The organism is Alkalibacterium putridalgicola (assembly GCF_900109825.1).
Lineage (GTDB): Bacteria > Bacillota > Bacilli > Lactobacillales > Carnobacteriaceae_A > Alkalibacterium > Alkalibacterium putridalgicola.
In genome coordinates, this window is record NZ_FOBL01000030.1 from 1 (window position 1) to 24,100 (window position 24,100).

At 44.3% G+C, this 24,100-nt stretch carries 18 protein-coding genes and 1 pseudogene; 16 read left to right on the plus strand and 3 right to left on the minus strand.

The window, feature by feature from the left end:
• Positions 1 to 71 precede the first annotated feature (71 nt).
• Entirely contained in the window at positions 72 to 1,472 is a 1,401-nt protein-coding gene (locus BMX84_RS09560; RefSeq protein WP_091487483.1) for an ISLre2 family transposase, read from the minus strand.
• Between the two features lie 244 nt (positions 1,473 to 1,716).
• Here BMX84_RS09560 and glmU point away from each other — a divergent pair, with 244 nt between their 5' ends.
• The 3 genes from glmU to BMX84_RS09575 all read left to right on the plus strand — a co-directional run bounded on the left by glmU (position 1,717) and on the right by BMX84_RS09575 (position 4,737).
• The gene (glmU, locus tag BMX84_RS09565; RefSeq protein WP_091489236.1) at positions 1,717 to 3,090 is read left to right on the plus strand and encodes a bifunctional UDP-N-acetylglucosamine diphosphorylase/glucosamine-1-phosphate N-acetyltransferase GlmU; all 1,374 of its coding nucleotides are present in this window, start codon (positions 1,717 to 1,719) and stop codon (positions 3,088 to 3,090) included.
• Positions 3,091 to 3,198: 108 nt separating this feature from the next.
• Positions 3,199 to 4,191 carry a ribose-phosphate diphosphokinase gene (locus BMX84_RS09570; RefSeq protein WP_091489237.1) on the plus strand — a complete coding sequence of 331 codons (993 nt, stop codon included), beginning with the start codon at positions 3,199 to 3,201 and terminating at the stop codon, positions 4,189 to 4,191.
• 99 nt (positions 4,192 to 4,290) lie between these two features.
• Complete coding sequence (locus BMX84_RS09575) at positions 4,291 to 4,737, plus strand: NusG domain II-containing protein (protein WP_091489239.1); 447 nt, start codon at positions 4,291 to 4,293, stop codon at positions 4,735 to 4,737.
• A gap of 66 nt (positions 4,738 to 4,803) precedes the next feature.
• On the opposite strand, the gene BMX84_RS09580 is transcribed toward BMX84_RS09575, so the two are convergent.
• Entirely contained in the window at positions 4,804 to 5,784 is a 981-nt protein-coding gene (locus BMX84_RS09580) for an L-lactate dehydrogenase (RefSeq protein WP_425528536.1), read from the minus strand.
• 179 nt (positions 5,785 to 5,963) lie between these two features.
• On the opposite strand from BMX84_RS09580, the gene BMX84_RS09585 reads away from it, so the two are divergent.
• The 3 genes and pseudogenes from BMX84_RS09585 (at position 5,964) to aspD (BMX84_RS09595) (ending at position 11,447) form a co-directional block, all read left to right on the plus strand.
• On the plus strand, positions 5,964 to 7,922 hold the full coding sequence (locus BMX84_RS09585) for a S9 family peptidase (protein ID WP_177165533.1): 1,959 nt from the start codon (positions 5,964 to 5,966) through the stop codon (positions 7,920 to 7,922).
• Positions 7,923 to 8,052: 130 nt separating this feature from the next.
• Positions 8,053 to 9,666 (plus strand): annotated as a pseudogene (gene aspD, locus BMX84_RS09590) (aspartate 4-decarboxylase).
• A 149-nt stretch (positions 9,667 to 9,815) separates the two neighbouring features.
• Entirely contained in the window at positions 9,816 to 11,447 is a 1,632-nt protein-coding gene (aspD, locus tag BMX84_RS09595; RefSeq protein WP_091489243.1) for an aspartate 4-decarboxylase, read from the plus strand.
• A gap of 182 nt (positions 11,448 to 11,629) precedes the next feature.
• Here the strand turns inward: aspD (BMX84_RS09595) and glmS are convergent, their stop codons facing one another.
• On the minus strand, positions 11,630 to 13,438 hold the full coding sequence (glmS, locus tag BMX84_RS09600; protein ID WP_091489245.1) for a glutamine--fructose-6-phosphate transaminase (isomerizing): 1,809 nt from the start codon (positions 13,436 to 13,438) through the stop codon (positions 11,630 to 11,632).
• A gap of 422 nt (positions 13,439 to 13,860) precedes the next feature.
• On the opposite strand from glmS, the gene BMX84_RS09605 reads away from it, so the two are divergent.
• The 10 genes from BMX84_RS09605 (at position 13,861) to hpt (ending at position 23,979) form a co-directional block, all read left to right on the plus strand.
• The gene (locus BMX84_RS09605; protein WP_091489246.1) at positions 13,861 to 14,397 is read left to right on the plus strand and encodes a hypothetical protein; all 537 of its coding nucleotides are present in this window, start codon (positions 13,861 to 13,863) and stop codon (positions 14,395 to 14,397) included.
• Between the two features lie 221 nt (positions 14,398 to 14,618).
• Positions 14,619 to 15,020 carry a zinc ribbon domain-containing protein gene (locus BMX84_RS09610; RefSeq protein WP_091489248.1) on the plus strand — a complete coding sequence of 134 codons (402 nt, stop codon included), beginning with the start codon at positions 14,619 to 14,621 and terminating at the stop codon, positions 15,018 to 15,020.
• 175 nt (positions 15,021 to 15,195) lie between these two features.
• Complete coding sequence (pth, locus tag BMX84_RS09615) at positions 15,196 to 15,756, plus strand: aminoacyl-tRNA hydrolase (protein WP_091489250.1); 561 nt, start codon at positions 15,196 to 15,198, stop codon at positions 15,754 to 15,756.
• Positions 15,757 to 15,778: 22 nt separating this feature from the next.
• Positions 15,779 to 19,345 (plus strand): transcription-repair coupling factor, encoded by a 3,567-nt coding sequence (gene mfd, locus BMX84_RS09620; protein ID WP_307723343.1) that lies wholly within the window; start codon positions 15,779 to 15,781, stop codon positions 19,343 to 19,345.
• A gap of 33 nt (positions 19,346 to 19,378) precedes the next feature.
• Complete coding sequence (locus BMX84_RS09625) at positions 19,379 to 20,443, plus strand: MazG nucleotide pyrophosphohydrolase domain-containing protein (protein WP_091489251.1); 1,065 nt, start codon at positions 19,379 to 19,381, stop codon at positions 20,441 to 20,443.
• Positions 20,430 to 20,696, plus strand: coding sequence for an RNA-binding S4 domain-containing protein (locus BMX84_RS09630; protein WP_091489253.1), 267 nt, complete (start codon positions 20,430 to 20,432; stop codon positions 20,694 to 20,696). The genes BMX84_RS09625 and BMX84_RS09630 overlap by 14 nt, the downstream gene beginning before the upstream one ends.
• Before the next feature lie 213 nt (positions 20,697 to 20,909).
• Positions 20,910 to 21,353 (plus strand): FtsB family cell division protein, encoded by a 444-nt coding sequence (locus tag BMX84_RS09635; protein ID WP_091489255.1) that lies wholly within the window; start codon positions 20,910 to 20,912, stop codon positions 21,351 to 21,353.
• A 117-nt stretch (positions 21,354 to 21,470) separates the two neighbouring features.
• Positions 21,471 to 21,905 carry a S1 domain-containing RNA-binding protein gene (locus BMX84_RS09640; protein ID WP_091489257.1) on the plus strand — a complete coding sequence of 145 codons (435 nt, stop codon included), beginning with the start codon at positions 21,471 to 21,473 and terminating at the stop codon, positions 21,903 to 21,905.
• A 103-nt stretch (positions 21,906 to 22,008) separates the two neighbouring features.
• Positions 22,009 to 23,424, plus strand: a complete 1,416-nt coding sequence (tilS, locus tag BMX84_RS09645) for a tRNA lysidine(34) synthetase TilS (protein WP_091489258.1) — start codon at positions 22,009 to 22,011, stop codon at positions 23,422 to 23,424.
• Positions 23,425 to 23,442: 18 nt separating this feature from the next.
• Positions 23,443 to 23,979, plus strand: coding sequence for a hypoxanthine phosphoribosyltransferase (hpt, locus tag BMX84_RS09650; RefSeq protein ID WP_091489260.1), 537 nt, complete (start codon positions 23,443 to 23,445; stop codon positions 23,977 to 23,979).
• Positions 23,980 to 24,100 lie beyond the last annotated feature (121 nt).

The following is a 24,100-nucleotide window of genomic DNA, read 5'->3' on the forward strand; positions in this document are numbered from 1 at the left end:
GTATGCGTCAAGTTTTTCTCGGTAACCTTTAACTAGTAGAATTAAACAGAAAGTATGTTATATTAACTTTTTTAGGAAAATGCCCGGCCTAATTTTCCAATGAAGCTACTCACAGGGCCATAGTTGGATATCTTCCCAGTTTGAACAGTGCGTGTAGTTGAACGAGGCTTTTTCAAAGCCTGACGTACTGCTCCTTTAAGATCTTCACCTAACGGTTCAACGATAGAATCAACTTCTGTGGACAAAGCTTTTTTCAGAAGACTGTTTTGTTCTGCTGTTAGTAATGCTACGACATTAGCTACACCTGACTTTGTCCAACTACGTCCCTGCCTTTTCGTCCGGTAACTATACACACGATGTCCAGTTTCACAAACGCCTGTCCCATCGGACAGGGGGAGATCACGTTGTTTAAAGCTTTTGATGTATTCCCAATTTCTATACAAATATTTTTTCAGTTTTTCAATTTGATCTTTACGTATTGCTTTGCTTTCTTCTGGTATGTCTATCAATCTGCTTTCAGCTGTTGCACAAACGGATTCCACTAATGACCAGTCATGTTTTTTTACAGCCTTTATCATTAATCCTTCCATTTTTTTATCGAAAGATAAACGTTCTTTTAATTTTCGATAGACGTGGTAGGTATCTCTAAAATGTTCATGCCGATGACAATAGCCAACGATAGTGTCAAATTTATCTTTTTCATATCCACTTCCTCCATCACTGTTTGTGATGACAAGTGTCTCTTTCAAGTCATAGACTTGATTTAAGTAATGAGCAGCTTGCTTAAAAGCATCTTTACTAGAATCTAAACTTGAAAATGCCATTTTGTTTATAAGCGTATGTCTCTGCTTCTTTTTATCAATACCTTCATGTACGATGACGCGATGAATGGTCGGGGAGTCGCCTTGCCTTCCTTTGACAAGCAAACCATCACCTTCAATATATAATGCTTTTACCTTCTTTCGCTTAGTCTTAGGAAGATTTGATTTATAGTTATATTTAGACAGATAGTGTTGAACCTTTTCTCCAACCTCTTGCGTTACACGGTGAATGGTAGAATGGCTAGCTGTCACAGAACTACTTATCAGAAGAGACTTTTTGGCTTGTCTATAAGGCATATTAGCCCCCAATTGAGCCATAACCTTTTGAGTGTTGGGAGAGTAGCGCTTATACTTTTGTAAGCCTAAGGCTTCATCCAAAGCAATAAAAGATGGTTTCCCTTCTTTTCTTAGTCGTCTCCGATAGTAAGTGATCTTACCAAATACAAATTGAACAGTTCGAGGTTCAATATTGTCTACATGCCAGCCTTTATGTTTATACTGCTGGTAAAGTTCTTTATCTATTCTCTCTATGGCATGCTGCATTAACCATTCATTCCAACCTTGAAACCAAAGGTTTAAATTATTTTCTATATCAATAACAGATTCTTCGTTCTTCCAGAGTTCAACTATTTGTGATATTATATGATTCATAACGAGGCCTCTTTTCTACTGGTGTGGTAACTACTAGATTAAAGGTCTCGTTTCTTTTTGTCTAGAAAACGAAATGATATCACTAACCGAGAACTATTTTACACTAACACCTTATATATCTTGAAAACGGTGGGGTCATACAGTATGATGAAAGAAGAATTTTAAATATATTTAACTAATGGGTATTGAAAAAGGTAAGTGGTCTAATGCTGACCGCAAGACATTCAGTTAGGAGAAAAAAATAATGACAAAACGATTTGCAGTTGTCCTTGCTGCCGGACAAGGGACACGAATGAAATCAAAGTTATACAAAGTGATGCATCCTGTTATGGGTAAGCCGATGGTGGGCCATGTCGTCGACCAGGCATTAGAAGCTGATATCGATAATATTGTTACAGTGACCGGTGTCGGAGCAGAAACCGTACAGGATTACTTAGGTGATAAAAGTAAGTATGTCCTTCAGGAGGAACAGCTGGGTACAGCCCATGCGGTTCAGCAGGCAGAGCCGATCCTCGGGAATGAAGAAGGAACAACGGTCGTCATCTGCGGAGACACCCCATTACTGACGAAAGAAACGCTGGAAGGGCTCATGAGCCATCATGAAAAAGCCGGAGCAAAAGCAACAGTTCTGACTGCCCATGCCGATGATCCGTTCGGGTACGGCCGAGTGATCCGTATGGAAGACGGGTCTGTTTCCAAGATCATCGAACAGAAAGATGCCTCAGAAGAAGAACAGGCTGTAAAAGAAATCAATACAGGCACTTATTGCTTCGACAACCAGGCTTTATTTCAAGCGTTGAAGAAAGTAGACAACGATAATGCTCAGGGAGAATTTTACCTGCCGGACGTTATGGAAATATTGAAAAACCAGCAAGAACTTATTTCTGGTTACCAGCTGCCGGTCAAGGAAGAAGCACTGGGTGTCAATGACCGCGTGGCACTGGCTGAAGCTAATCGTCTGATGAAACAGCGCCTCAACGAAAAACATATGAGAAACGGCGTGACCATGGTCGATCCTGCTCAAACGTATATCGAAAGTGACGTAAAAATCGGTCAGGATACAGTGATCGAACCTGGCGTATACTTGAAAGGTGAGACAGTAATCGGGGAAGACTGCATGATCGGAGCCCATTCCATCATAGAAAACAGTACCATTCATTCAAAAGTGAAAATAACAAGTTCACATATCGAAGACTCAGTTATGGAAAACAATAGTGATATCGGTCCGAACAGTCACTTGAGACCTCAATCACTTATTAAAGAAGGCGCGCATATCGGGAACTATGTTGAAATCAAAAAGTCGACCATCGGCAAGGAGTCCAAAGTGGGTCATCTGACTTACGTCGGCGATGCCACTTTAGGTCAGAACATCAACCTGGGATGCGGAACGGTCTTTGTCAACTATGACGGCAAAGAGAAACATCATATCAACGTCGGAGATAATTCCTTCATCGGATGCAATACGAATCTGATCGCGCCCGTAGATGTTGAAGCGAATACGTATATTGCTGCCGGATCAACGATTACGGATAACGTACCGGCTGAGTCTTTAGCGATTGCACGCGCCCGTCAAATCAACAAGGCAGACTACTTCAAAAAAATGCCGCATAAAGATTAAAATTCTCTCTAAGAGAGGGCTTACAACGAGTTCTGTGGTTGATTTATTCTGCACTTAGGCATAAACTGATAGTAGGTAAATAAAAGAATAAAAATGATGGAGGCCGACATGTCTGAACAATATTCTGATCCAAAGTTAAAAATCTTTGCATTGAGTTCGAATAAGCCCCTTGCTGAGAAAATCGCACAAGATATCGGTGTGGAGCTGGGAGAAGTTTCTGTAACGAAATTTAGTGATGGAGAAATTCGCATCAACATTGATGAAAGTATTCGAGGAGACCATGTATATGTAGTCCAGTCAACGTCAGCACCGACGAATGATAATCTAATGGAAGTCCTGATTATGATCGACGCGCTGAAACGTGCGAGCGCCAAAACGATCAACATCGTTATGCCGTATTACGGCTATGCCAGACAGGATAGAAAAGCCCGTTCAAGAGAGCCGATCACTGCTAAACTGGTCGCTAACATGATCACGATGGCTGGTGCCGACCGGATGCTCACGCTTGACCTGCATGCGTCACAGATCCAGGGGTTCTTTGATATTCCAGTGGATCATCTGCTGGGGGCTTCATTACTCGCCAACTGGTTCCTGGATAAGGGCTTAGGCGGGGAAAACACTGTCGTAGTATCACCCGATCATGGAGGGGTGACACGTGCCCGTAAAATGGCTGAATTCCTTAAGTCTCCGATCGCGATCATTGATAAACGACGTCCAAAAGCGAACGTTGCTCAAGTCATGAATATTGTTGGTAATGTAGAAGGAAAAACAGCCGTTCTGATCGATGACCTGATCGACACAGCGGGTACGATCACTTTGGCTGCGGATGCCCTGATCGAAAAAGGCGCTAAAGATGTCTATGCCTGCGGAACACATCCTGTATTCTCAGGACCTGCGATCGAACGTATAGAAGCTTCTCCGATCAAGAAAATGATCGTGACGGATTCAATCATGCTGCCGGAAGAGAAAAAGATCGATAAAGTCGTACAGGTCAGTGTAGGCGAATTGATGGGTCATGCGATCAAACGCATCCATGAAAACCGTTCTGTGTCTCCATTATTTGAAAAACAATTCAAAGGCTATCTCAAAGACGACGAATAAAGTATAAAGATGTCCCTGTTTAGACACATACGTCGTGTCCCCTTTATTCTTATGTGTTTTGTCTTCGGGAATCTTTTCCTCGAGGAGGAAGGTAGAAGGATGATCGATAAACTTAAATATCATTTAAGAAATATGAAACCGCTGGATGTCGTGATTATCGTCATCCTTCTATTGGGATCATTTATACCTCATGTAGTATACGGTATACAGCTGAGTCAGGTTGACGAAGGTGCACAGATCATCGCCACGGTAAAAATATCCGGCGAAGAAGTATACAGAGTGGAGTTAAATGAAGATACTCCGCATGAAGAATTTACACTGGAACCCGCTGAAGGACAATATAATATCATTGAAGTGGATGGGACGCGTATCCGGAACAAAGAAGATAACAGTCCGGACCAGCTGGGAGTAAGAAGAGGCTGGATAAGCAAGCCGGGAGAAACAGCAGTCGTCCTTCCACATCAGCTGATCATTGAAATCCATGCAGAGTCGCCTGATGGAGAAGAGATCCATCAAGAAGATAGTGACATCATTATTCCAATGTAGAACAATATAATGAAAAAGCAGCAAGTCCATGGGGACTTGCTGCTTTTTTCGTAAAGGTGCATAAGTTTAATCAATAGTGAATCCCAGATCCGGGTTTTTGTCCAGGACTTCTTTCAAGTGTGTTCGGATGGTGTTGACAGAATGTCTCATTTTCTCTTTTTCAGAATCATTTAATGGGATCTCTACTATTTTTTTAAGTCCATTGCTGTTGATGATCGCTGGAGAACCGATATAGATATCGTTCTGGCCATACTCACCTTCCAGATAAACAGACAGAGGCAGAACAGCCTGTTCGTTATTCAAGATGGCGCGGGTGATACGTGCAAGTGAAGCGCCGATACCATAGAACGTGGCACCTTTCTTCTGGATGATGTCGTAAGCCGCATCACGAACGGAGAAGAAAATGTCGACCAGCGCCTTCTCGTCGGTCATCGGGTTGTTGGACACCCATTCGTTGATCTGTAATCCGGCAACGTTGGCATGGGACCAGACGGGGAATTCGGTATCGCCGTGTTCACCAATAATGTAACCGTGAACGTTTCGAACATCCACATCAAGCAAGTTAGCAACGGCATGACGGAAGCGGGCGCTGTCCAGGGATGTACCCGAACCGATAACCTTGTTCGAAGGCAAACCGGATAACTTATAAACGGCATAGGTCAATATGTCTACGGGATTTGTCGCAACTAAAAAGACACCGTCAAAACCGCTTTTCATCACGTTCTCTACCACTGATTTAGTGATGCGCAGATTTTTTTCAGTTAAATCGAGTCGTGTTTCGCCGGGTTTCTGCGAAGCGCCTGCTGTAAAGACAACCAGGTCTGCATCATGGCAGTCTTCATAATCAGCGACATAGATTTTCTTGGGCGCAGTGAAAGCCAAAGCACTGTTTAAGTCCATGACATCCCCTTCGGCTTTTTCTCTATTCACGTCGATGATACCCAGTTCCTGTCCGATATTCTGGTTTATCAGGGCAAAAGCATAGCTGGAGCCGACAGCTCCGTCTCCGATCAGTATGATTTTCTGACGTTTTTCTTTTTGTTCCATAACATTCATCCTTTCTACTCGTTCTTAGTTAAGTATAACATAACTGATGTCATTTCCGGGGTGAAATCCCCTGGAAATGAACATATATTAAGGGATTGTTTATTGACGGAAACGCTGATAAATGAGAAAATGATAACGTGTTTCTAACGTTTTATTAATCAATGAATGGAGATGTGCAATTGAAACCGATAACAAGTGAAAGTTTATTTGATCTTAAAAATGTCTCGCAGCCTCTCGTACACGGGGACCGGTTATTTTATCTGGAAACGCGGACAGATAAAGAAAAGAACAGCTATCTGACTTCGGCTTGGAGTCTTCAACAAAAGACCCGCGAGCGAGTGCAGTGGGTAAGTGAAGAGCTGAACCCTTCTCAACTGGAAATCAGTCCGAATGAAAAATGGCTGAGTTTCCTATCTGCTGGAGAAGGAAAAAAACCTCAAGTGTTCATTATGCCTCTGGAAGGCGGAGGAGCGACGCCGATAACAGATGAAAAAGAAGGAGTCAGCACGTATGAATGGACGAGCAATGGCGCTTCGGTCTATTATCAGACTTCTTTTAAAGAAGAAGAGGAAGAAGATAAGACAGATGAGGCAGAATCCAAAAAATTCAAACCTAAACCCATTACTAAACTTCAGTATAAAATGGATGGCCAGGGTATCACTGATATCGAAAAAACCTATCAAGTGAAAAAACTGGATGTCGCATCTAAAAAGGATTCAGTCATCTTGGAGAAGGACCGTCCATTCAGACTTCAGTATGTCTCAAAAGACGAAAGTTTTCTGCTCTTTGTCGATAAGCTTGATCCGGATAACGAATGGGTCTACGGAGCTAGTGTCTATGAATATGACATAGCTAAGGAAGAATCACAACTGATCACCAAAGATATCCCAAAAGGAAGTTTCTCATTTGAAGCTGTCAATGAAACCGAAAATGTTTTCTTGTTTACAGGAAATGATTTTTCTCATGCTTTCGTTACCTTGAACAAGGTATTTGGCTGGAACCGGAAGGAGCGTACCTTCAAGGAACTGTCAGCAGAAGACAAATATGTCGGCGATGTCGTTATCGGTGACTTCCAGCAGAAAACGAACGGTTTTCCACTGGTGTGGCTGACGGATGATACGTTTGTTTACCCGGTTACGGAAGAAGGTAAACTGCAGCTTTACAAAGGAGATACGGAAGGAAACAACGAACGGGTCTTCGGTAAAAAGATCCATCTGACTGATGGGGCGCTTATTGAAAATAATAAATTTGTCGTCACCTATTCTGATCTTAATACACCGAGTGTTCTTGCTGTATTGGACATAAACAGTGGTCGGCTCGAAATCGTCTATGATCCGAACAAGACTTTCTCACAAGAACATGCCTATGCTGAAATCGAGGAGTTCTGGTATAAAGGAGCCGACGACTGGGACATCCAAGGATGGTACGTGTCGCCCACTGACAACAAGAAGGACCATCCGGCGATCCTCTATATTCATGGCGGACCACAAGTATGCTACGGAGAAACATTTTTCCATGAAATGCAGCAGCTTGCTAGTGAAGGCTATGGGGTGATCATGCTGAATCCCCGAGGCGGGAATGGGTACGGTCAGGAATTTGTCGCTTCCATTTTGGGTGACTACGGAAACAAGGACTATGAAGACTTGATGCTTGGGACAGATCATATCCTGAATGATCATCCAGAAATAGATCAGGAACGGGTCTTTGTGGCTGGGGGAAGTTACGGCGGATTTATGACAAACTGGATCGTCGGCCATACTGACCGGTTCAAAGCAGGCGTGACACAGCGCTGTATCTCCAACTGGCTCAGTTTCTATGGAACCAGTGATGTGGGTGCCTTCTTTGTTGAATTCCAGCTTAAAAAAGAGGTGAAGCAGGCCCAGGATCTGTGGAAGATGTCTCCGCTGGCTTATGCAACCAACATCAAGACCCCGCTGCTGGTCATCCACGGGGAAGAAGATCTGCGCTGCCCGCAGGAACAGGGTGAGCAAATGTATACGGCAATGAAGAAACAAGGTGTGGATACAAAAATGGTGCTTTATCCAAAATCCAGCCATGGCTTGTCACGTGCCGGACTGCCGCATCTTCGTCTCGACCGGATGGAAGAAATCAAATCCTGGTTCAAAAAATATAACTAATATATAGGACTGAGGCTGGGATTTATCCCGGTCTCTTTTTTACTGGATCCTGATAAAAATGCTTCTGTCAGGACAATGACAACTGGCTTTGATATACTTTTATAAACTGGAAAAATATGACCGATTCGATATGGGAGTGAAAAGAGTGAGAGCTGATATTGAGAGCCTGAATCCGTTTGAGTTGAATGTTTATCTTAAAAAGAGTGTAAATGATGAGGATGAATCAAAAGGATGGTTGAATGCCGGTAGAGGGAATCCCAACTGGACTGCTTCCGTACCGAGAGCGGCTTATTACTTGCTGGGAGAATTTGCTACAAATGAAACACTGGATCAGGAAGACGATATTATCGGCAGTAAAATAAAAGATAAAAAGGGCAGAGTCGAGCGGTTCCAGGATTTTCTGGACCAGAAAACATCTAAAGGATCCTCCTTTTTGAAAGACGTGTGGGATAACGGCGAACACCTGCTGGGAATGAAAAAAGAAAAGTGGCTGACCTATATCCTTGATTACATGATCGGTGACAATTAACCCTATCCAGTCCGCATACTCACAGCATGTGAGTAGCCGGTCAAGCACTACATGCATCATGAACTGTTTGGAGCCAGACCTGTTCCTTTTGATGTGTTTGCTGTAGAAGGAGGAACGGCAGGTATTGTCTATTTCTTCGAGTCTCTAGTGAATAATCATTTGCTTGAACCCAAGGATACGATCGCTCTGATGATCCCGACCTTTGCACCGTATCTTGAGATTCCTGAACTGCCGGAATATGGATTCGAAACGGAATACATCAAATCCGAACTGATGGAAATCGACGGGAAAGCAAGCTATCAGTTTTCAGAAGCGGAACTGGATCGTCTGAGAAATGATGACATCATAGCCGTTTTTGTTGTCAATCCGAGTAATCCGACCGCCAATGCGATTTATGATAAAACGATCGAACAGCTGAAAGATATCGTACAGAGGGATAATCCAAATCTCATGATCCTGACGGATGATGTTTACGGCACGTTTCTGGATGATTTTACTTCATTGTTTACGTCGCTGCCCTTTAACACGGCCTGTATCTACTCCTATTCCAAATACTTCGGGGCAACGGGATGGCGCGTCGGAACCCGGGCTTTATCTGAAGAAAATATTTTTGACAAGCGTCTGAGAGAGTTGCCTCAAGCCAAGAAAGAAGAGCTTGACAAACGTTATGGGCCCATTTCATCCAGCCCGCGGGATCTCTTGTTCATCGACCGTCTGGTTGCAGACAGCCGGTCTGTGGCTTTGAATCACGTGGCCGGACTCTCTGCACCGCAGCAGGTGATGATGACCCTTTTCAGCTTGTATTCGCTCCTTGATAAAGAAGATGAATACAAAAAGAAAGTGATGGAGATGTGTTATGAAAGACAGAAACTTCTCTATGATGCTCTGGATCTGACACTCCCTCTCAAAGAGCTTGACACGGCCTATTACAGTGAAATCGATTTTGCTTTATGGCTCAAAGACAGGTACAGTGACTCCTTTAAGACCTATATTGTTGAACATCACACCATGACCGACCTGATCGCCAAACTCGTTCAGGAAGAGCGGCTGATGCTCTTGAAAGCTGATGCGTTCGGCTCAAGTACGTGGTCTGTCAGAGTGTCGCTGGCTAATCTGGAAACAGAGGCCTACGCAGAAGTTGGCCGGCGTATCGTAAACATGATGGACCGGATGTATGGAGAATGGAAAGAAGTAAGAGCTGCAGATAATGCATAGGATGAGAAGGATGCTCGTGAAAGAAGTCTTTAGATATTAACGTCTCTTTTTTACAAACAAATGAGAATACTCTAAAACTCTGATAAGGACGAGGCGCTGAACTATGTTTTCTGAAAAGTGTTTGTTATACTCACTTACGATCATAGATCATGATAGTAAACCAATACCTGACACACACAAAATCTTATAGGAGTGGAACCTTGAAGCAAAACCTAGAAAGTTTGAGCCCCTTTGAATTAAATCTATATCTTGAAAGCCGAATGACACATCAGGAAACTAATAAAGAATGGCTGAATGCCGGAAGAGGTAATCCGAACTGGACAGCACCGATTCCTCGCGAAGCTTACTTCCTGTTAGGGGAATTTGCGACCAGAGAAACAATGCGTAAAGAAAAGCAGTCCATTGGAACAATGATCAAGGGGAAAACTGGACAGGCTGAACGGTTTGAAGCCTTTATCGATCAGAAGGATTCTCCGGGATCAGAGCTTTTACAGGATATCTGGGAAAATGGGTCACACTTATTAGGCATGCCAAGAGAACAATGGCTGACACACATGCTGGATTATACCATAGGAGACAATTATCCTTATCCGGAACGTGTACTGACCGCATGCGAACAGCCGATCAAACAGTATCTGCACCATGAACTCTTTAATTCAGCCACTGTACCGTTTGACATTTTTGCGGTCGAAGGCGGGACAGCCGGAATCGTCTATACCTTCAAGTCACTGGTAAATAACCACTTGCTTGAACGCCATGATAAAATAGCGTTGATGATACCGACTTTTGCCCCATATATGGAGATCCCGGAGCTTCCGGAATACGGCTTTGATGTTGAATATATCCGTTCAGAACTAATGGAGATCGATGGACAGAGAAGTTATCAGTTCTCAGAATCGGAACTGGATCGTTTGAGAAACGATGAGATCAAAGCGGTTTTCGTCGTCAACCCAAGTAACCCGACAGCGAATGCCATTTACAATGATTCGATCGAGCAGCTGCAGGACATCGTGAAAAAAGACAACCCGAACTTGATGATCCTTTCCGATGATGTTTATGGGACGTTTTTAAAGGATTTCACATCCTTATTCACAGCTATCCCTTATAATACAGCTTGTATTTACTCGTATTCCAAATACTTCGGTGCTACCGGATGGCGCGTAGGGACGATCGCGCTGGCTAAGGACAACATCTTTGATGAACGTCTGCGCGAACTGCCGGAGGCTAAAAAAGAAGCTTTGGATGAGCGTTATGGGACGCTGACTTCAGAACCACGGGAGATATCGTTCATCGACCGTCTCGTAGCTGACAGCCGTTCAGTCGCTCTGAATCATGCAGCCGGCTTATCTGCACCGCAGCAGGTCATGATGACCCTGTTCAGTTTATACGCCCTGATGGATGAAGAAGATGAATACAAGCAGGAAGTCATGGACATCTGTCAGACAAGAGGTGAGCTTTTATATGAGTCGCTCGAGATGTCTATCCCTTATAAAAGTCTGAATACAGCTTATTATTGTGAGATCGATTTTGACTGGTGGCTGGAAAAACGTTACGGACATGCCTTTAGATCTTTCGTTCAGGAGACATGGACGATGACCGATATCGTCGCTAAACTGGCTGAGGAAGAACAGCTGATGCTCTTGAAAGCCGAGGCGTTCGGATCGAGTAAGTGGACCGTGCGTGTCTCGTTGGCCAATCTGGAAACAGAAGCCTATAAAGAAATTGGTACACGTGTCTCAGATATGATGGACCGTATGCACAGTGACTGGAAAAACAGCTGAATATAAAAAAAGAAAAACATGCGCAAATCGGCGCATGTTTTTTTGTCAGAAAAATCAGGATATGAGGAAGGGAGCAGGACTGACGATGATCTTTCCATGAGTCAGTCAGCCCTGCGTTCAGCTTAAATTAAAAACGCTGCCTCCCACAGAAGTGAAGGCAGCGTTTATGCGTGTTCTATTCTTTATTCTACAGTAACTGATTTAGCCAGATTACGTGGTTTATCCACGTCATTTCCGCGGTGCAGACTGCAGTAATAAGAAAGCAGTTGAGTCGGGATAACGCTGACTAGAGCAGAGAGTAACGGATTGACATGCGGAATCACGATCTGATCACCTGGGCGGTTCAAGCCGTCCATTGAAATGACCATCGTATGGGCTCCGCGTGCCTGTGTTTCCTGCAAGTTTCCTCTGGTGTGACCAGCCACACCTTTTTCCGTCACCAGCGCGATAACTGGCGTACCTTCTTCGATCAAAGCGATCGTGCCATGCTTCAGTTCGCCGGCAGCAAAACCTTCTGTCTGAATGTAGGAAATTTCTTTCAGCTTCAGGGCCGCTTCCAATGCGACATGATAATCCATACCACGTCCGATATAGAAGGCGTTTCGGGAAATGCTCAAGTAATCAGCGGCAAGTTCTTCGATTTTCTCTTTATCATCGACGATAGCCTGCATGGCATTGGCGACGATACCGATATCATGCAGCATGGTCCCTTTTTTTATAAGGCCTTTACTTATGCCGACCACTTCGCTGAGGATAGCTAATACAGCAATCTGGGCTGTGTAGGCTTTAGTGGAAGCGACAGCTATTTCAGGTCCGGCATTCAAGAGCAGCGTGAAATTGGATTCGCGAGACAGGGTCGAGCCGGAAACATTAGTTACAGTCAGTGATGGATGCCCCAAAGCGTTTGTCTTAACAAGTACCTGACGGCTATCTGCTGTTTCACCACTTTGAGAAATAAAGATAAAGAACGGTTTTTCCGAAAGGAGTGGTGTGTGATAACCGAATTCACTGGATACATGAACTTCAGTCGGAATGTGAGTCATGGACTCGATAAGCTGTTTACCGACCAGACCGGCATGGTAACTTGTACCCGCCGCAATGATGTAGATGCGGTCAGACTCCAGCATAGTATCAACGATCTCCTGATCCACGGTCAGTTTGCCGTTTTCATCCTGATATTTCAGCAATAATTTACGCATGACAGCTGGCTGTTCATCGATTTCTTTCAGCATGTAATAAGGGTACGTCCCTTTTTCCAGATCATCTGAATCGATTTCAGCTGTGTAGGCATTGCGGTCGATGATATCACCGGAATAGTTTTCGATGACGAGAGACTCGCGGGTAACTGTTGCTACTTCTTTATCCATCAGTTCAACAAACTGATCGGTTTCTTTGATCATCGCCATAGCGTCGCTGCAGATAACATTGAAGCCGTCACCTTTACCGAGCAATAGCGGACTTTTGTTTTTAGCTGCAAATATAACATCAGGATTTTCGCTGTCCATCAAGGCGATCGCGTAAGATCCTTCTAAAGCAACGATAGCTTTTTTAAATGCATCGATGGGTGCAAGATCTTCTTCTTCCACGAACCAGGCAATAAGCTGAACAATGATTTCTGTATCCGTATCACTCTTCAGATCGATATCTCCTAAGTAAGCATCTTTAACTTCCTGATAGTTTTCAATAACGCCATTATGCACAATAGTGAAGCGCTCACTGAAAGACTGGTGCGGATGAGCATTACGTACACTTGGGGCGCCGTGAGTAGCCCAGCGTGTATGACCGATACCAGCCGTTGCCTCCACTGAAGCATCTACTTTTTCACGAAGTGCAGCAATTCTGCCTTTTTCTTTAAATAAATGTCCTTCGTGCGCTTTATTCTGTACATAAATACCAGCTGAATCGTAACCTCGGTATTCCAGCTTTTCTAAACCATGTAATAATATGTCTTTAGCATCTTTTCTTCCAATATATCCTACAATTCCACACATTGATTTTTCCACCTTTCAGAGAGTCGGTTAAATTTTTATTGGTATAGACTTGGAACAATGATTGTCTGATGGGTCTTCTTGATTAGCAATACTATAATAACGGTATTTAAATGTAAAGTCAACAGAATTAAACATTCGGTTATTATCGTAGTGGTATAGTCGGATGACCTTGATCCATTCCTCAAAGTTCCTTATTGAAAATGAGCGCAATGTAATAATGATATAAGTGTATGAAGAGATAGTCAAGCTTTTGAATCACTGAATCGCAGATATATGTACAGGTTTCCAAATGTTGTCACACCGCGTTCAAATTATTGTGCACTACTTTTTTATATGGTATGATATCCACGAATGAAAAAATGTTCAATTTATTATAATCGTTTAATAATTTGGGCGAAAGAACATAGGAGGAATGTTTCAAAATGGATTACAAAAAAATAGTGAGTTTATTAGCGGTTTCTGCTTTTGCTTTAGCTGGGTGCGAGACAGATGAAGCGGAAGATGTCGAGCAATCTGTTGAAGATGTAGCAGAAGAAACGGAAGATGTCGTCGAAGAAGGAGCGGAAGAAACAGAAGAAAGTGCCCATGACATTATCGATGATATCGGAAGCGATCTTGATTATACATCACCTGTCGAGATGGAACTGACCGGCGGTTCATGGTCTGAAGATGGATATATCTTTACACCGACAGACGGCGAAGCGACAATTAACGGGACAGCCACAGCTAATGAAGATGTGGAAGAAGTTTTCGCTTTTGTTATAGAAGACGGTGTAGTCTTTGAAAAACCGGAAGTGACAGAAGGAGAATTCACCTTTACTGTCAGTGCTGAAGATGCTGAACAAACGTTTCAGATAGGTGTTTCGGGAGAGGATTTATGGGAAGTCGGGGACGAAGCTGACGCAGAAGAATTAGTCAGATACGAAGACGTCATTATTCCTGCTGCCCAAGCAGAGTAAAAATGTAGTGAAAAGAGGCCGAGTTTTTTTTCGGCCTCTTTTGTGTCTTATATAGAAGCTGATGATTCTGCAGCAGGAGATGGATTTAACAGGTGCACATTATGCCGGTTATATGTTTTTCAATGCCCTTTGTTCTTTATATTCATTGTTTCTTAAGATTTATCCTGTATACTGTTGTGTGAACCGTGAAATCAAAGAATTTTATTGAAGGAATGAATGAGATGCAATGGATAAGTAAATTGATGTTTTACATGAAAGGCCGATATGGATATGATGAACTATCAAAAATGCTGATTCTTGTCGGACTGGTACTGAGTATATTCAGTAATTTCACTGGCGGGTTCCTGCTGAACATGCTGGCCTTAGCCTCGATCGCTTTTGGAGGACTGCGTGTGCTGTCCAAAGAAAAAGGCAACCGGCGTAAAGAACTTCAACAGTATATGAAGTGGAAACAGTCTGTTTTATCCCGTTACAGAAAATACAGAAACCGCTGGATCCAGAGGAAGGCATTCAAAATCACTAAATGTCCCAGCTGCAAACAGAAGATCAGGATTCCACGCGGCAGAAAAAAAGTACGTGTCACCTGTCCGTCGTGTCAGAATAAATTTATCAAAAAAACCTAGTCTCTACCAAGTGGGTTCGAGATCAAAGATATGCTATAATTGTAGAATAACAATAAAGACTGGACGTAACCGTTCAGCTTTTTTGTATGTTCAGGATTAATTTAAAAGACAAGAAAATCATAAGGCAAACGGATCCGTTTACCTTATAGATGAGTGAAACGATAAGGAGAACACAATGAAATTAATTATTGGCTTAGGCAATCCCGGGGGAAAATATGCAAAAACGAAACACAATATAGGGTTTATCACACTGGATGAGATCGCTTATCAGAAAGGCTGGGCGTTCAACCGGTCAAATTTTGAATCGGTCTATGCAGAAGGTATGATCGGTTCGGAAAAAGTCATCCTAGTGAAACCGCAGACCTATATGAATGATTCGGGACGTGCAGTGAGACAGTGGCTGGATTATTATGATTTAACGGAAGAAGACATGGTCGTCATCTATGATGATATGGATCTGCCGACAGGAAAAATAAGATTGAGACAAAAAGGCGGAGCCGGCGGTCACAATGGCATCAAGAGTATGATCGATCATACGGGGACAAAAAAATTCAATCGCCTGCGTATCGGAGTCGGACGTCCCTTTGAAAATCAGTCGGTCGTTTCTCATGTCTTGAGTCCTTTCCATAAATCGGATCACGAGGATATGCTGTTCTCGGTCAAGAAAGCAGCCGATGCAGCCATTTACTGGGCTGAAGGCCATACCTATATGGATACTATGACTCAGTTCAATTGAGTAGAAAAAGGAGTTGAACAGCGTGTCACACTTACACACATTTTTAAGTAACAAGCCTTCGGTGCAGGAGGTATTCAGTACACTGACGGATCAGAGTCACCAGCTGGTCACGGGGCTTGCGGGCTCTGCCCGAACGCTGCTGCTTCAGGCGATGCTGGAAGAAAAAAAGAAACCGATCGTTGTCGTCACTCAGAATCTCTATCATGCTAATCAGATGATTGCTGATCTGACTGGGCTGGTTCCTGACGAACAGCTTTTTCTATTCTCGGTCGATGATATGATCCACGCTGAAATGGCGATCGCCTCACCGGAAGCACGGGCTGACCGTGTCAAGGCGCTGGATTTTCTTTTAAAAGGAGAACCGGGAATCGTTGTGGTCCCGCTTGCCGGAGCACGCAAGATTCTGCCGGACCCTAAAGTGTTCAAAGACGCCGAATTGACTTTTTCATTAGGCGATGAAGTGGAACTGGATGACATCACATTGAAGCTGACTGAAATGGGCTACCGGAGAGAACAGAAGGTGGCGGCCCCTGGCGAATACAGTATTCGCGGTGGCATCGTCGATGTCTACCCGCTGACTGAAGAACAGCCCGTACGCATGGAATTATTCGATGTCGAAGTGGATTCCCTGCGTTATTTTGATGCAGATACACAGCGGTCGAGCCACAATGTCGATCAGGTAACGGTCATCCCGGCTTCAGATGCGCTGCTTCCCGTAGACGAGAAAGAAGAGATACTCAAGCGCTTTGACAAAGCCTTTACACATTCAATGAAAAAGATGAAAGAAGAGGACCGGAAAGAACAGCTGACACAGAGTGTGACGCCGGTCATGGATGCAATCAGAGAAGAGTCTTATATTGAAGAACTGGCAAAATATACGGACCTCTTGTACACAGACAAGGCAACGGTCATCGACTATGCTTCTGGCGATGCGGTTTTAGTCATGGATGAATATCCGCGGATCCTCGAAAACGAAGCACGTCTGGATGAAGAAGAAGCCGAGTGGGTGACCAGTCAGTTGTCCAGCGGCACGATACTGTATGATCAGTCTTACTCCGTTCCTTTTAGAGAATCGCTGAAGCAGGGTTATCAGCCGCAGCTGCATTTTGCCCTTTTCCAGAAAGGGATGAAAGGGTTGAAACTGAATGCGATCCATGCGTTCCAGTATCGCACGATGCAGAGTTTCTTCGGACAGATGCCGCTCGTTAAAACTGAAATGGAACGCTGGAAGAAACAGAACTATACTGTTGTGGTCATGACGGACAGTGAAGAACGGGCCGAAAAAGTCCATCAGACACTGCTTAACTTTGAGATCAAAAGTGTGCTGTCCAAAGACGGGACGATCGAACCTGAGAGGGTACAGGTCATCACGTCAAGTGTCCAGACCGGCTTTGAACTGCCTCAACAGAGACTGGCTGTTCTGACTGAAAAAGAACTGTTCAACCGGATCCCCAAGAAAAAGCCCAGACGCCAGAATATCACCAATGCTGAACGGCTGAAAAGTTACTCGGAACTTGAAAAAGGCGATTACGTGGTTCATGTCAATCACGGGATCGGTCAGTTCATGGGTATGGAAACGATGGAGATAAACGGCGTACATCAGGATTACTTGTCTGTTGTATACAGCGATACCTCCAAACTCTTTATTCCGGTGACCCAGCTCAATCTGCTTCAGAAATATGTATCTTCTGAAGGGAAGACCCCGAAACTGAACAAACTTGGGGGGACGGCCTGGGCGAAGACGAAAAACCGCGTGGCAGCACAAGTTGAAGATATTGCCGATGATCTGATCGAGCTCTATGCCGCCAGAGAAAGTAAGGTGGGCTATGGCTTTTCAGAAGACGATGCCTACCAGCAGGAATTTGATGATGCGTTCCCTTATACGGAAACGGATGATCAGCTGCGTTCTATCCATGAAGTGAAAATTGATATGGAGAAAAAGAAACCGATGGACCGTCTGCTTGTTGGCGATGTGGGATACGGAAAAACAGAGGTAGCGATGCGTGCGGCTTTCAAAGCCGTCCAGGACGGCAAACAGGTCGCCTTTCTGGTCCCCACGACCGTCCTTGCTCAGCAGCATTATGAGACCATGATCGAACGGTTCGTGGATTTCCCTGTCGAGATCGGACTTTTGAGCCGTTTCAGAACAGGGAAGCAAATCAAAGAAACGGTGAACGGATTAAGAAAAGGACAAGTCGATATCGTCGTTGGGACCCACAGGGTTTTATCCAAGGATATCGAATTTCAGGATCTGGGTCTTCTGATCGTTGATGAGGAACAGCGCTTTGGTGTGAAACACAAAGAACGGCTGAAACAGCTGAAAAACGAAGTGGATGTCCTGACGCTTACCGCGACACCTATACCGCGTACGCTGCATATGTCGATGCTTGGAGTCAGGGATCTGTCTGTCATCGAAACGCCGCCGGCCAACCGTTATCCGGTACAGACTTATGTCATGGAGATGAACGGTCCGGTCGTTCAGGAATCGATTCAGCGGGAACTGGCCCGAGGCGGTCAGGTGTTTTATCTGCACAACCGCGTCAGCACGATCGAGCAGCGGGCAGATGAACTGCAGCAGCTCGTGCCTGAAGCGCGTATCGCTTATGCGCATGGTCAGATGAGCGAGAACCAGCTGGAGAACGTTCTTTATCAGTTCATCCAGGGGGAATTCGACCTGCTCGTGACCACGACGATCATTGAAACCGGCGTAGATATACCGAATGTCAATACACTGATCGTTGAAGACGCGGACCGGATGGGTCTGTCACAGTTGTATCAGTTACGAGGACGGGTCGGACGAAGCAGCCGCATTGCCTATGCCTACTTCATGCATCAGCCGAACAAAGTGCTGACGGAAGTAAGTGAAAAGCGTCTGCAGGCGATCAAAGATTTCACCGAACTGGGATCCGGGTTTAAAATCGCCATGCGGGACTTATCGATCCGTGGAGCCGGGAATCTGTTAGGCCAGCAGCAGCATGGCTTCATCGATAGTGTCGGTTTCGATCTGTACTCACAGATGCTGTCTGAAGCAGTAGCCAGAAAACGCGGAGATAAAACACGAGCCAAGACCCATGTCGAAATGGATCTGTCTCTTGATGCGTATCTTCCAGGCTCATATGTGGAAGATGAACGGCAGAAAATCGAGCTTTACAAACGGATCCGTCAGTTCTCCTCTGAAGAAGACTATGTCGAACTGCAGGATGAACTGATCGACCGCTTCGGCGAGTATCCTCAGTCGGTAGCAGATCTGCTTTCAGTCGGACTGCTCAAAATGTACAGTGAAACAGCTCTGATCGAAACGATCAAACGAGAGAATGCCACAGTCACTGTGACCTTTTCGGCTGAAGGGACTCGGAAATACCCGCTCCCTGAAGTGTTCAAGGCGCTAAAAGATATCCCGATGAAGACAGACATGCAGTCAGAAGAGAAACTAGCCATCGACTTTAAACTTACGAGACGCATGAATGACAATGAATGGCTGGATGCTCTGGTTCTATTTTCAAAAAACTGTGCAGAATACCGCATGGAAAAGGAAAAGCAGAACGAGGATCAGGCTTCGGCAGATGAGTCGAACGAATCAGAAGAATAAATGAGTGAACGTTCGGTGGGACAGGAGGAAATGATGCATACCATACATGTCGTAGGGCTCGGTCCGGGAGACAAGGACCAGATGCCGATTAAAATAGAGAAAAAAATCAGAAAAGCACCACGTGTCTATTTGAGAACAGAAGACCATCCGGCAGTAAAGGAATTAAAAGCAGAAGGCATAACGTTCAAGTCCTTTGATTATCTTTATGAAGAGATGGGCAAGGATTTCGAGAAAGTATACGCAGCCATCGTAGATGAACTCATCTCGCTGGCAGAGGAGGAAGAGATCCTTTATGCGGTGCCCGGTCATCCGATGGTCGCTGAAAAAACAGTAAAAGATCTATTGGACAAGTACCCGGAGGTCAACATCGTCGGAGGAAAAAGTTTTATCGACGACCTCTTCCAGTCTGTTCAGGTCGACCCGGTCGAAGGCTTTCAGCTGCTGGATTCCTTTGATCTGAATCAGGACACGCTGAATACGGGTCAGCACGTCATCGTCATGCAGGTGTTCAACGCCTTGATGGCCGGGGACGTGAAACTGACGCTGATGGAAAAGTATCCGGATGATCACAGTGTTGCCGTTATCGATGCAGCCGGAAGCGGCCAGGAAAACATCAGCTGGATGCCTTTATACGAAATCGATCGCTTTGAAGGGGTCTACAACTTGAGGTCTTTGTATATCCCGCCGCTTGAGTTGGATGAACAGGTCACATCTCTTTCGACGCTTCAGTATTATATCGATAGAGTCACTGATACCGACCAGGGTGATGTATGGATCAAAGAACAGTCGGCTCGGTCGCTGATCCGCTACCTGAAAGAAGAAACGCAGGAACTGGTCGAGGCTATCGAAAAAGATGACAGCCAGAACTGGATGGAAGAACTTGGAGATGTTTTAGTCCAGCTGTTATATCAGTCCAGTATCGCTGAAAAAGAAGGCCGTTTTACCTTTGAAGATGTACTTGAAACAGTGAACAGAAAAATCAGACGCCGTCATCCGCATGTGTTCGATGGCGTAAAGGCTGAAACACCTGAAGAGGTGGATGCCTTATGGCAGAAAATAAAAGCGGAAGAAAAGAGGGAAAACGATGAGACTCGATAAATTTCTTAAAGTATCACGCATCATCAAGAGACGTTCAGTAGCTAAAGAGATCGCAGACAAAGACCGTATCCAAATCAACGGGAAAACAGCCAAATCATCCAGTCAGGTGGCTGTCGGCGATGAGCTGACGATCCATTTCGGCAATAAAACAATGATAGTATCTGTGGATGATATCAGGGATACGACGAAAAAAGATGAGGCAAAGAACTTATACACCGTCATAGAAGAGACCTTTAAGCAGTCTTATGAGTAAAAAGTAAAAGGATTAAAGGAAACAGAGCTGCTTGATCAAAAAAGAGTGGCTGACAATCAGAATAATGGATATCTGACGACCTGCGAACAAAATGAGTCGGATGTCCATTATTCTGTTTTTTATTAACGGCTGGTTCTTTTCATTGGTTGGGTTTATTGCTATACTTTAGTTAATCAGATTTGAGTAAGAGAATGGAACCGAGGGGGATATGATATGGATAAAAAGAAACAGAGTGTTACACGCATGGAGAATCCATACATACAACATAAAACGCTCGAAAGTATCAGAGAATTCAAATACAAAAGAAAATTAAAAAGACGGATGCAGCTGATCGTGGCTGCAGGCATCATGCTTATTCTGCTGGTCGGGAGCGGACTGGTCAGGAATTATTACACGCTGCAGAAGCTGGAGGATCAGAAGGTACAGGCTCAGGAAGAACTGGAGTCCCTGGATCTGCGTCAGGAAGAACTGGAGTATTATATCGGTCTCCTGGAAGATGAAGAATATGTTGCCAAGCTGGCCCGCAGTGAGTATTACTTGACCAAAGATAATGAAATAGTGTTCAGTTTTCCTGATGACAGAAACCCGGATCATACCGAGGTGACGGAAGAAGAAGCAGCCGGTTTTGAAGAAGAAGAAACAGGGAATGAAGAATAAGTGGCTGGATCACGAACATTAATCGAAAAAAATTCACAAAGATTTCATTAATCCTTTATTCTTTATTTTTAACATGCTATAATTAACTCAAATTATTTAGGAGGCAACATAGAAAACATGTCAATTGAAGTTGGAAGCAAAGTAGAAGGAAAAGTTACGGGTATTGCTAATTTTGGTGCATTTATCGATCTGGGCAACAACAAAACAGGTTTAGTGCACATTAGTGAAGTCTCAGATAGTTACGTTGAGAACATCAACGAAGAATTAGAAGTCGGTCAAACCGTTACAGTCAAAGTCTTATCTATCGCCGACGATGGAAAAATCGGGTTATCTATCCGTAAGGCTCAAGAGAAACCTGCAGCTGAGGCTTCCAAGCCAAGACCATCATCAAACAGAGGACGTCCAAGTTCTTCAAACAAACGTCCGGCAGCGAAAAAAGATGATTTCGATTCACTGATGAATTCATTTTTGAAAGACAGTGAAGATCGTTTGACATCTTTAAAACGCCATACTGAAAATAAACGTGGCGGCCGCGGTGGTCGAAAAGGTTAATTGGACATTAATATCAGATAGAATAAAGGGTTTAGGGGCATCCCTGAATCCTTTTTACTTATCATGAGATAACACGCTTTATTAAAAGAGGGGATGTGAGGCAGTGGATCTAGCTGAAGATTTCTTGAATCAGATACAGTCAAAAAGTTACTGGCGCGCCGGTGAAAGTATTGTTGTAGGTGTTTCCGGTGGCGTCGATTCCATGGTCCTGTTTGATCTGCTGAACCAGCTGCCGGATGACTGCAGGCCGGACATCCATGTCGCCCATGTCAATCATCAGCTGAGACCAGAATCGGATGCGGAAGAGCATTTCATAAAAAAGTGGATGAAGACCTATGCCGTTCCAGTGCATACATATACCTGGAATAAAACAGACCATCCTGCAGCGGGTATCGAACAGGCAGCGAGAAATGTCCGTTACCGATTCTTCAGTGAAGTGGCAGAAAAAGTGAACAGCCGGTTCATTCTAACCGCACATCATCGTGATGACCAAGTTGAAACAGTTCTGATGCGGCTCGTTCGCGGGAGTTCGCTGGATGAACTGACCGGCATTTCTAATGAAAGACCGGCAGAGGGTCGCATAGTTCTGCGACTACTGTTGCCCTATTCAAAAGACAGGATCTTAAATTATGCGAGAGAAAATGCTGTTTCCTGGAGAGAAGACGAGAGCAATCAGTCGAGTCTCTATACACGAAACCGTTTCAGGCATCACATCATTCCCGAATTGAAACTGGAGAATCCCGCACTGGAAAAGCATATCTACGATTTTTCAAGCGATATGAATGACCTGCTTAAAGTCGTGGAGCCGCTGATCGAAGCAGAGCTCGCTCGTTCATTCGGTCTCTCGCCCACGCGCATGCAACTGAACCTCTCCTCCTTTCTCACTCAGGAACATGGATTCCAGAAAATCGTTTTACGCAGAGCTTTTAAGAAATGGCGGACTGAGCAAGTATATGCCATCAGTCAGCAGCATGTAGACCTGCTGCTTGACTGGTTCGAGGCAGGCGGGCCCAATACGTATCTGGAGCTCCCGGGGCGTCTGACAGCACAGAAAGAATACGATAAGTGTATAATCGAAGAAGCAGTAAATAGTGAGGAAACAAACGCTAGTGATGCTGTCTCAGAAGTGCTGGAGCTCGGTCAGTGGAAAGTGCTGAATGAAACGGAAAAAATAGGCTGGTTTACCTATGAAACGTTCCGGAAGATGGTTGGAATGAAAGGTCAGATCATTTATCTGGCTGAAAAAGGAATCGAATGGCCACTGGTGGTCCGCCACCGAGAGCCCGGAGACAAGATGAAAGTGAAAGGACTCGATGGGTCCAAAAAAATAAAAGATGTTTTTATTGACCAGAAAGTCCCCCGAAAAAAACGCGACGAAGCCTGGCTGATCACTGACAGCCGTGGGCAAATCGTCTGGCTCGCTGGTTATAAAGAATCGCCGTTGTCACTCAACCCATTAACTGATACAATAATCTACGTACTTATATACCAGAAAAATACTGCAGCAGGAATCGAATAGTCAAAGGAGACGGTAAACATGAAAAAGGATATGGAGAAAATTCTGATCACTGAAGAGGAAATACAGGCAAAAGTCAAAGAACTAGGTGCCATACTTTCAAAGGAATATGAAGGAAAGAACCCGCTGCTCGTCGGTGTACTGAAAGGCGGCTTGCCATTCATGGCTGACCTTATCAAAGAGATGGATATTTATCTGGAAATCGATTTTATGGACGTTTCCAGCTACGGCAATGAAACGGTATCATCCGGAGAAGTCAAAATACTTAAGGATCTGGATACGAACGTAGAAGGCCGCCACGTGCTGTTCGTTGAAGATATCATCGATACCGGTGGGACACTGGCGTATCTTAAAGACATGTTCAAGTACCGCAAAGCGGCTTCAGTCAAAATCGTGACGATCCTGGATAAACCGAGTGGTCGAAAAATCGATATACAGGCAGATTGGGTCGGCTTTGAAGTGCCGCATGAATTTGTTGTGGGCTATGGTCTGGATTATATAGAGAATTATCGTAACCTGCCGTATATCGGTGTCCTCAAACCTGAAATATATCAGTAGGCCTAAAGAGCGATGATGCCATCTGGCTGTTTTCACTGCAATAATGTACAATCATCAAACAAAATTCATAGTCAAAAATGGTCAAGTGTGTTAACATATATAAGACTATTAATTAAGCTTA

Coding starts and splice junctions, on each gene's coding strand:
- BMX84_RS09560 (WP_091487483.1), bottom strand. CDS start 1,472: ATGAATCATATAATATCACAAATAGTTGAACTCTGGAAGAACGAAGAA.
- glmU (WP_091489236.1), top strand. CDS start 1,717: ATGACAAAACGATTTGCAGTTGTCCTTGCTGCCGGACAAGGGACACGA.
- BMX84_RS09570 (WP_091489237.1), top strand. CDS start 3,199: ATGTCTGAACAATATTCTGATCCAAAGTTAAAAATCTTTGCATTGAGT.
- BMX84_RS09575 (WP_091489239.1), top strand. CDS start 4,291: ATGATCGATAAACTTAAATATCATTTAAGAAATATGAAACCGCTGGAT.
- BMX84_RS09580 (WP_425528536.1), bottom strand. CDS start 5,784: ATGGAACAAAAAGAAAAACGTCAGAAAATCATACTGATCGGAGACGGA.
- aspD (WP_091489243.1), top strand. CDS start 9,816: ATGATAGTAAACCAATACCTGACACACACAAAATCTTATAGGAGTGGA.
- glmS (WP_091489245.1), bottom strand. CDS start 13,438: ATGTGTGGAATTGTAGGATATATTGGAAGAAAAGATGCTAAAGACATA.
- BMX84_RS09605 (WP_091489246.1), top strand. CDS start 13,861: ATGGATTACAAAAAAATAGTGAGTTTATTAGCGGTTTCTGCTTTTGCT.
- BMX84_RS09610 (WP_091489248.1), top strand. CDS start 14,619: ATGCAATGGATAAGTAAATTGATGTTTTACATGAAAGGCCGATATGGA.
- pth (WP_091489250.1), top strand. CDS start 15,196: ATGAAATTAATTATTGGCTTAGGCAATCCCGGGGGAAAATATGCAAAA.
- BMX84_RS09625 (WP_091489251.1), top strand. CDS start 19,379: ATGCATACCATACATGTCGTAGGGCTCGGTCCGGGAGACAAGGACCAG.
- BMX84_RS09630 (WP_091489253.1), top strand. CDS start 20,430: ATGAGACTCGATAAATTTCTTAAAGTATCACGCATCATCAAGAGACGT.
- BMX84_RS09635 (WP_091489255.1), top strand. CDS start 20,910: ATGGATAAAAAGAAACAGAGTGTTACACGCATGGAGAATCCATACATA.
- BMX84_RS09640 (WP_091489257.1), top strand. CDS start 21,471: ATGTCAATTGAAGTTGGAAGCAAAGTAGAAGGAAAAGTTACGGGTATT.
- hpt (WP_091489260.1), top strand. CDS start 23,443: ATGAAAAAGGATATGGAGAAAATTCTGATCACTGAAGAGGAAATACAG.